Below are 8,322 nucleotides of genomic sequence, written 5' to 3'. Positions count from 1 at the left end.
CCAAACAGCGCTTTAAAGGTAATTAAAATTTGGGTAAGCCAATGCGGAGCATAGAGGCCGAGCAGCATGCCCAGCACTATGCCGGCAATGAGTTTTAGAATTAGCGCCATAATGTTCTCGTTATAAAAAATTCTTGTTATAAGTAATGTAACCCCGGTTAATCGCGGTTGAGCATAGCATAAGTTGCTAAAAGTGACTGCGCTTAGCTGGTCAGCTCTGCTTGTATAACTACTCTAACAGCCGTTATCTGACGGTAAAGCCCTTTGGGTTAAATTAACGCGCGGTTGTGATAAAGCGCCTGCCAATATTGCCCTTTGCGTTCGGCAAACTCGGTCTCCACATAGTGTTTTAACCTGCGCCTGTCTTGCGGATGATCTTTCAGTGCTGAGCCAAGCAACACATGCAACAATAACTGTGCGTCAGGCTGTGTCTGCTGATAATAGTAGGCATGCGTATAAATCGCATGTGCCACACTGACGGCTTCGGCAGTAGACATAGAAGCGCCGGCCAGCCGGTCAGTACTGCGCCCATCCAGGGTTTGACCATTGCGAAGTTCATGAAAAATGGTTGCCAACACGGCAATTAATTCCGCATCCGGGGTAAGTTCAATGTTATTCGCTGCCATCAGTTTGTTGGTTTCCCATAAAATAACATCCATTTCATCGTCGATATGGCGAATGGGGCTGATATGCTCAAAACTCAGGCGACGTTTTAATGCCGCACTCATGCGTTGCACACCTTCATCTACACTATTGGCACTGGCAATAATGTTAAAGCCTGCTTTGGCATAAAGGGTGCTTTCTGTTGGGGGTAACTCGGGCACGACCAACATCCGCTCTGATAAGATCGATAATATGGCGTCTTGCAACGTTTGCGGACAACGGGATATTTCCTCAAAACGTAAGACCTTGCCATCACGCATCGCCCGGTATAAAGGAGTGGTAACCAAGGCTGCTAAACAAGGGCCACGTTGTTGTAACAAGAGTGGGTTCCAGCTGTAAAGCAGTTGAGAAATATGGCTGACAGTACCACCCTGAATAACTTGGGTGGAGTCAGCACTGATCGCTGCACTTAACAGTTCAGACAACCAGGATTTTGCGGTACCTGGCTCGCCGGTCAGCAGAGCTCCGCGTTGAGTACATAGCGCCAGAATAATCCGGGTGACTACACCGGGTTCAGCGACAAACTTACGCTCAACGGATAACTGCGCATCGCCGCAAATAAACTTTTCAACGGCAACGGCTGACATACGCCAACCGGGGGGAACAGGCGCATTATCCGCTTGTTGTAACCGATATAATTCGGCAGCATAGTGCTGCTCCGCCGGTTTTTTTTGTGTATTGGCTGTGTTGCTCATGACTGTTTTACTCCCCCTCTGTGCTCAGGTGCCATCCGCTCTTGCAGCAGTACCTTGGGCAGCTCACTTAACGGGATAATGCCATCAATAATCAAATTTAATGCACTGTCGCGCAGTGTAATCATGCCGGCATCCAATGCTTGCCAGCGCAATTCGATGGCCGTGTTTTCTCTGGAGATGGCATTACGAATGTCAGTGTTCATTAATAAAAATTCGACTACGGCGACACGGCCAAGGGTGCCTCTGCCTCTGCAGCGGTTGCAACCTTTGCCAATAAAACAACGAAAATTGCCTGGCGCACCTTGAGGAAATAATTCGGCCAAAATAGCCGGATCGGGCTCGTCGGCACTTCTGCAGTCCGGGCAAATGCGTTTAGCCAGGCGCTGAGCTATCACGGCCAGCAATTCACTGGCGATAGAGTTGGGATGAATATCCAGGTCTTTGAGTCGTTGAATGGCATCTACCGCATCATTGCAATGCAAGGTGGATAGGACGAGGTGGCCGGTTTGCGATGCTCTGGCTGCTTCCAGTGCGGTAGGGTGGTCACGTATTTCACCTACCAGTATTACGTCAGGGTCTTGTCTGACAAAAGCCCGCACCGCATCGGGAAAATCAAAGCCAATATCGGCGCGTGCCCGGGTTTGTTGTACCATATCTATCGAGTATTCAATCGGGTCTTCTACGGTAATCACTTTGCGTTTACCATCGTCTGCCAGCTCTTGTAAGCCGGCATACAAGGTCGTCGATTTGCCAGAGCCTGTCGGCCCCACCACTAATACTAATCCTGCCGGGTTGTTCAGCAAGCGCTTATAGAGTGTGGCCACGCGGGGCGACATACCCAGATCACGCATGGTCATGGCCCGCCCGGTGTGTTTCAATAAGCGGATCACTATATGCTCAGCATGTAATGAAGGTTGTGTTTGCACCCGTAAATCGTATAAATGCCGGCCCTGCTTAACCTGGCTGCGGCCGCCTTGCGGTAAACGCCGCTCGGCGATATCCAGTTCAGCCCGAATTTTTATAACATTTATCAGGCCTGCTAACTCTGTCATGTTTATTTGGAAATGTTTCAGGTCGTGCAGATCGCCATCAATCCGCAGCCTTACCCTTGGCGTGTTTTGATAACATTCAAGATGGATGTCACTGGCATGCTCGCTTACCGCTTCTAACAACAGTGCATCATAAAGCGAGACCAGGTATGGATTAACCGGATTAGGTAATGCCTCTGCTGCGGTGTCCAGGCTTTCTGCTTTATTAGTCGTATCAGGCTTTTGCTGAGCTTTTGAGCTGACTTCCAAATGGCTCCACAGCCTGCGGAAATCTTCTGGTGTTACCAGCGCGCAATGGATTTTGCCACTGCTATTCATCACCGCCAGTTCGGCTAAATCAACGTCAGGGTTATCGGTAATCAGCATCAGTTGGTTATCTTGCACATTAACCGGTAGGGCCCGGTTACGATCTAAAAATGTACGTGAAAAATGGCCGAATAAACTGCTGTCGACTTGTTGTAGTAAGCTCTCATAATCAATAAAAGGTAAATTTCGCTCTGCCGCCATGGCTTCATATAATGGCTTACTATGTTGTTGCAGTTTGCGGTTAAGCGCACGGGCAAAGGTTTCATTGTGACGCCTGGCCTCTAACCTGGCCTCGTTAAGCATGGCTTCATCGGCATAGCCAAGGTCAATAACCATGTCAGCCAGCCGGCGGCTGAAATCTACCCAGCCCAGTTTGTTTAACAGTGTTAAACGGCCTTGCTGTTTTTGGTACAACACTAAATTTGAAACGTGATCTTTTTCATCTTCGATCGCCGCTAAAAATCCGTGCTCGCTTAAGGCGGGTATCAGCGTTTCGTAACCAGGCAGTAAGCAAGTTGTCAGAATAAGCTGACATGGTTCGCTGGCCGGTAAGGTGTTTTTTGCGTCAGCCATCACCAACTGTACGTTATCAATTCCCATGGCAGCATAACGTTGGCTGGCCTCGTTAATTAGCCTCGCATCACGCTCCACGGCATAGACTTTTGCTGCCATTTTTGACAACACCGCACTGAGATAGCCTGTGCCAGCACCGACGTGCATTATAATATGGTGTGGTGCGACAGGGGGTAACAACTGCAATATGCGTAGAACTGTGGCCTGGGTAGGCATACTATGGCCAGACACCAACTCGGCATTGTCTGGGGTGCTGACAAAAAGATGCCTTGGAATTTGCTCGGCCACGTCATTAAAAAAAGTTGTCATAGGCTGCTCTTTTGCTACGGAACTCTGCTGATATGTAGTTTACCGTTAGCTAAAGTGCAAGCTATTGTTTTGTATCAAACCGCTGTGATATCTGCTGGCTTCAGTCTCAGAAACTGGTTGTTCAGCCGCAAGTCAGCTAAGCTGGGCTAGTTTCGCCTTAGCTATGCACTTAAAAGGACAGATGTATGCGTAAGATATTTGCGGCAGCCGCGCTGCTGTTACTGGCAGCTTGTAGTCAACTGGGCTCGCTGGCCAGCTACTCGGTCACAGAAGCGGACGTTCAGCAGTTGCTGAGCTCACAGTTAGCTCAACTTAACCGTCAGGCTACGGTAGCCGGGATACCACTGAAAATGGCGGTGGATAGCATGACGGTGGTGATAGGCCCGGATAACAGTGATCTGGTGCGTATTCAAACCGACGCCACAGCAGTATTGTCATTATTTGGCTTGAGCTACCCGGCTAATTTACAACTGCAATTAGAAGGCGCGCCCTATTACGATGCCAATGAAAAAGCCATCTATGTGCGCTCGTTAAAATTGCTGGATAGCAGCATTGAAGCGGCCGGCTATCGCGGTAATTTAGCCCCGGTCAGTAATGAGTTATTACAACTGGTGAATGGCTATCTGGCGTCTAACCCGGTGTACCGGCTGGATCAAAGCAACCCTACCGTAAAGCTGATCACCGCTGTGCCGGTTAATTTGGCCGTGCAACGTGGCCGTCTGACGTTCAGCCCCAGCCGGTAAAGCGGTGTCGGTTAATACAGATCCCGCTGCTAGCACAATAAAAAAGGGGGTGGTAGTTACCACCCCAAAATGCAAGACGAGTGAATCAACGACCAGAGATGGCTCATCCCGAGCCAGTCTTCGTCAGTCCGTGACAAGGCAAACTATAATACAGTTATTTTATAAATACAAATGATTCTCATTAATATTTAGTGGCTGCGAGTGAGCAGAAACAAGACAGTGGTGTAGTAAGAACAGCGCAGATTATGTTTCGATTCGAAAGTTAAAGGCGCCTGCGTAGGCGCCTTAATGTTAACAAAAATAAGTATCGGCCAATTAATCTGCAGGTTGGTAGTAAATAAAGAACAGGGTTTTGGCCCCCGGCTGCAGCTGCTCGGCCATGCCGTTTGCAGGCTGAATATGGATATGCGGAATATCGATGCCGTTTAAAATTTCCCGCGGATAGTAAAAACCTGCTGGCAGTTGCTGCATCAGTGCATGTTCTATACCCTCACCCAGACTAAAACTGTGTAACTTAAAGCTGGGTAACTGTTGCTGATAATAGGCCAGCACCTGCTCGGGCGTTTTAGTACTGGCAAAGGACGCGCCCGGTAACGAGCTAATCATCTTATCGCCTATTTCTACATCAATGTTGCCAGGGATATGCATCAGGATTTTACTGCCTGGCAAAATTGGCAGAGTAATGGCGGCTTCTGTACCGGCGCTGGCGGCAGCAATATTAGTCATCATTTGCTGCATTTCCTGCATGCCTTGTTGCTGCATTTGCGCTAACAACTGATCAATTTGTGCCTGCTCCGCTGCGGTGGGTGCGCGCTCTCCTATGCGCTCGTACATGGCATCCAGTTGTGCCAGTATGGCCGCTTGAGGATCTTCGTCAACTTGTTCACATTGCTGCCAACGCTCAGCCGGTACTCCGGAGGCTACCAGACGTTGTTTTACGCAGTTTTCATGTGCCGGGTTTTCATCATCCAGGCCGCAGTGTTGCATAGTGCTGCGGTACAGCTCACGCAGCCGTTGTTGAGATAAACCGGTACATTCGGCTTGCTGCTGCAGCTGCCCGGTTTGCGTTAACAGGTTTAAAATAAGGTCTATTTGCGTTTGTTGTGAGCTAGCTATCGCGCTGCCGCTGAGGCCAGCTATTAATAACAGGACTGTTTTCATGTTCCGGCTCCAAAAAATACTGACGAAATACCATCTATATACTGTAACATTGTTCACGCTATTCTAACTCAGGCGAAAAAATCTGCAATCCAGCGGGCAAGAAACTTGCTAAGCTGGTAAATTGGCGTAAAATATCTTTCGTTTCGAAATTTAAGTGAAAGAAATGAATAAGCGTAATACCCAACAACGCCGGCACCTTATAGTGGCGCAACTGCAGCTGCAGGGTGAGGTAACGGTGGAGCAACTGGCGGAGCATTTCCAAACGTCAGAAGTGACGATTCGTAAAGACTTAACGGTATTAGAAACGGCCGGCCTATTATTACGCCGCTATGGCGGCGCTGTGCCGGTGCCGCAAGACTTTGTCAGCGAATCCAGCCTGGAAAAGGTTTCCACCCGCAAGGTGGCTATTGCCAAAGCGGCCGCCAGCCTGATTAAAGATCATTACCGGATTATTATCGACAGCGGCCGTACTACGACCGCCTTATTGCCGGAGTTAGCCAGTAAGCAAGGCTTAGTGGTGATGACCAACTCATTGGCCGTGGCTAATGCCCTGCGCGAGCTGGAAAACGAGCCAACCTTGCTGATGACCGGCGGCACCTGGGATCCGCAGTCTGAAGCGTTTCAGGGGCAATTGGCCGAGCAGGTATTACGCGCTTACGATTTTGATCAGCTGTTTATTGGCGCCGATGGCCTGGATTTAAACCGCGGCACTACTACTTACAACGAGCTGTACAGCTTAAGCCGGGTAATGGCTGATGTGTCGCGCGAGGTCATAGTGATGCTGGAATCAGACAAGCTGGGCCGAAAAATTCATAACCTGGAATTACCCTGGTCGCTGATCAAAGTGTTGGTGACCGATACCGGTTTGACTGATCAGGATGCGGCTTTAATTGAACAACATGGTGTCACGGTAATGCGTGTTTAGCCTTGCCCGAAAACAAATTAACTGAATAGTGTGGAGTAACTTTATATGTGTGGAATCGTCGGCGCGGTAGCGCAACGGGATGTGGTAGATATTTTAGTTGAAGGCTTGCGCCGTCTGGAGTATCGCGGTTATGACTCTGCCGGGGTAGCTGTTGTTACCGAGGACGGCCAGCTGCAACGTTTACGCCGTTTAGGAAAAGTAAAAGCGCTGGCAGATGCGGTAGCCGGGCAGCCGGTGCCTGGTGGTACTGGTGTGGCTCATACCCGTTGGGCTACCCATGGTGAACCGAGCGAACGCAATGCCCACCCGCATATTTCCAGCAATATTATCGTGGTACATAACGGTATTATCGAAAACCACTCGCCACTGCGCGACGCATTAAAAGCCAAAGGTTATGTGTTTACCTCTGATACCGATACCGAAGTGATTGCCCATTTAGTAGAAGAGCAGCTAAAAAGCGCCAGCTCACTGCTGGTTGCAGTGCAACAATCGGTAAAACAGTTAAACGGTGCTTATGGCACTGTATTGCTGGATAAGACTGACCCAAGCCGGATAGTTGTGGCGCGCTCAGGTAGCCCGCTGGTGATTGGTCTGGGTATAGGTGAAAACTTTATTGCGTCAGATCAGCTGGCGCTGTTACCGGTGACCCGCCGTTTTATCTTTTTAGAAGAAGGCGATGTGGCCGAGATCACCCGGCAAACGGTCAGTATTTTTGATAAAGACGGCCAACCGGTTGAGCGGGAAGTGCACGAGTCGAATGTCAGCTACGATGCCGGTGACAAAGGTCAGTACCGTCACTTTATGCTGAAAGAAATTTACGAGCAGCCGCATGCTATTAATAACACGCTGGAAGGCCGTTTAAGCAACGATTCGGTGCTGGATGAAACCTTTGGTAACGGCGCGGCTGAGTTATTTAAAAAAGTGAAGCATGTACAAATTGTTGCCTGTGGTACCAGTTATCATTCTGGTATGGTGGCGCGCTACTGGTTAGAGTCGCTGGGCGGTATTTCCTGTAACGTTGAAATTGCCTCTGAGTTCCGCTACCGCAAATCCTTTGTGCAACCAAACAGCTTGCTGGTCAGCATTTCCCAGTCTGGCGAAACCGCCGATACGCTGGCCGCACTGCGTCTGGCCAAAGAAGCGGGCTATGTCGGCAGCTTAACCATTTGTAATGTGGCGGGTTCATCGCTGGTGCGTGAATCAGACTTAGCCTTTATGACCCGCGCCGGCGCCGAAATTGGCGTGGCCTCTACTAAGGCCTTTACTACTCAGTTAGTGGGTTTGGCTATGCTGACGTTAGCCATTGGTAAGTATAATGGCTTGAGTGCTGCCGCTCAGCAAGAAATGGTTAGCGCGCTTAAATCTTTGCCTGCTAAGCTGGAAGAAACGCTGCAATTGGCAGGCAGTATTGAAACCCTGGCCGAAGAGTTTGCCGATAAGCAACACTCGCTATTTTTAGGCCGCGGCGATCAATACCCGATTGCAATGGAAGGCGCGTTAAAGCTTAAAGAAATTTCGTACATTCACGCTGAAGCTTATGCCGCGGGCGAATTAAAACATGGCCCGCTGGCGCTGATTGACGCAGAAATGCCGATTATCGTAGTAGCACCGAACAACGAACTACTGGAAAAACTGCAGTCAAACGTCGAAGAAGTGCGCGCCCGCGGCGGTATTTTATATGTGTTCGCCGACATTGACGCCCATTTTAAATCTGATGCTACGCAGCGCGTAGTGAACGTACCGCACGTGCATCCGCTTATTGCGCCTATCATCTACACCATACCGCTGCAGCTGTTAAGCTACTATGTCGCCATCATTAAAGGTACCGACGTAGATCAGCCGCGGAACCTGGCGAAGTCGGTTACGGTGGAGTAAGCTGCACCAAAACTTAGCAAAGGG

Annotated in this window: 6 protein-coding genes; 3 read left to right on the top strand and 3 right to left on the bottom strand. The window is 49.6% G+C overall.

Annotated features, from left to right (window positions below):
• Window positions 1-268: 268 nt before the first annotated feature.
• Together V7D78_RS15295 and V7D78_RS15290 are read right to left on the bottom strand one after the other, a co-directional pair.
• Entirely contained in the window at window positions 269-1,357 is a 1,089-nt protein-coding gene (locus V7D78_RS15295; RefSeq protein ID WP_333609324.1) for an ATP-binding protein, read from the bottom strand.
• Window positions 1,354-3,594, bottom strand: coding sequence for an ATPase, T2SS/T4P/T4SS family (locus V7D78_RS15290; protein ID WP_333609323.1), 2,241 nt, complete (start codon window positions 3,592-3,594; stop codon window positions 1,354-1,356). Before V7D78_RS15290 ends, V7D78_RS15295 begins: the two co-directional genes overlap by 4 nt.
• A gap of 185 nt (window positions 3,595-3,779) precedes the next feature.
• Here V7D78_RS15290 and V7D78_RS15285 point away from each other — a divergent pair, with 185 nt between their 5' ends.
• Window positions 3,780-4,337, top strand: coding sequence for a DUF1439 domain-containing protein (locus V7D78_RS15285; protein ID WP_333609322.1), 558 nt, complete (start codon window positions 3,780-3,782; stop codon window positions 4,335-4,337).
• 315 nt (window positions 4,338-4,652) lie between these two features.
• Here the strand turns inward: V7D78_RS15285 and V7D78_RS15280 are convergent, their stop codons facing one another.
• Window positions 4,653-5,498 (bottom strand): hypothetical protein, encoded by an 846-nt coding sequence (locus V7D78_RS15280; protein WP_333609321.1) that lies wholly within the window; start codon window positions 5,496-5,498, stop codon window positions 4,653-4,655.
• A gap of 163 nt (window positions 5,499-5,661) precedes the next feature.
• Between V7D78_RS15280 and V7D78_RS15275 the strand changes: the two genes are divergently transcribed.
• Both V7D78_RS15275 and glmS read left to right on the top strand, forming a co-directional pair.
• A complete protein-coding gene (locus tag V7D78_RS15275; protein ID WP_333609320.1) occupies window positions 5,662-6,423 on the top strand; it encodes a DeoR/GlpR family DNA-binding transcription regulator in 762 nt (253 codons plus the stop codon).
• A 45-nt stretch (window positions 6,424-6,468) separates the two neighbouring features.
• The gene (glmS, locus tag V7D78_RS15270; RefSeq protein ID WP_333609319.1) at window positions 6,469-8,298 is read left to right on the top strand and encodes a glutamine--fructose-6-phosphate transaminase (isomerizing); all 1,830 of its coding nucleotides are present in this window, start codon (window positions 6,469-6,471) and stop codon (window positions 8,296-8,298) included.
• The last annotated feature ends 24 nt before the right edge of the window (window positions 8,299-8,322 follow it).

Origin of the sequence: Arsukibacterium sp. (assembly GCF_036735525.1) — a bacterium.
GTDB lineage: Bacteria > Pseudomonadota > Gammaproteobacteria > Enterobacterales > Alteromonadaceae > Alishewanella.
Note: the sequence above shows the minus strand (reverse complement) of the source record. Positions and strands in the feature narration are given on the sequence as shown.

What these genes read in the sequence shown, in the direction of transcription:
- V7D78_RS15295 (WP_333609324.1), bottom strand. Translation starts at nt 1,357, where the DNA reads ATGAGCAACACAGCCAATACACAAAAAAAACCGGCGGAGCAGCACTAT.
- V7D78_RS15290 (WP_333609323.1), bottom strand. Translation starts at nt 3,594, where the DNA reads ATGACAACTTTTTTTAATGACGTGGCCGAGCAAATTCCAAGGCATCTT.
- V7D78_RS15285 (WP_333609322.1), top strand. Translation starts at nt 3,780, where the DNA reads ATGCGTAAGATATTTGCGGCAGCCGCGCTGCTGTTACTGGCAGCTTGT.
- V7D78_RS15280 (WP_333609321.1), bottom strand. Translation starts at nt 5,498, where the DNA reads ATGAAAACAGTCCTGTTATTAATAGCTGGCCTCAGCGGCAGCGCGATA.
- V7D78_RS15275 (WP_333609320.1), top strand. Translation starts at nt 5,662, where the DNA reads ATGAATAAGCGTAATACCCAACAACGCCGGCACCTTATAGTGGCGCAA.
- glmS (WP_333609319.1), top strand. Translation starts at nt 6,469, where the DNA reads ATGTGTGGAATCGTCGGCGCGGTAGCGCAACGGGATGTGGTAGATATT.